The 290-nt window shown below is 62.4% G+C and carries 1 protein-coding gene; it reads right to left on the reverse strand.

Translation table 11 applies throughout. The features are described from left to right. Window positions 1-290 (reverse strand): FGGY-family carbohydrate kinase (locus EN850_RS35685; protein WP_246689340.1); only part of this gene is annotated, 290 nt, incomplete at both ends.

Here is a 290-nt window from a genome sequence, read left to right on the forward strand (position 1 = left end):
TCAGTGCAAAGGACACGCCTTCCAGTACCGCGCGATACAAATGCGCCCGCGTATGAAAGAGGCTCAGGCCGACGAATGCGCCGCTTGCTTTCGCGTCCCACACGGGGCTGCGCTCGCCCATCAGATACGGCAGAAACATCACGCCGTCCGATCCCGCCTGCACTTTTGCCGCGCTTTCTTCAAGCAGGCGATGCGGATCGCCATGCGGCGTCGCGCGCGCGGCTTCTATCTCCGCATGACAGAACTGCTCGCGATACCACGTTACCGATGCACCTGCGGTAATCGCCCCG

The sequence above is a fragment of the Mesorhizobium sp. M8A.F.Ca.ET.207.01.1.1 genome (assembly GCF_004794715.1).
In the GTDB taxonomy this organism is placed as follows: domain Bacteria; phylum Pseudomonadota; class Alphaproteobacteria; order Rhizobiales; family Rhizobiaceae; genus Mesorhizobium.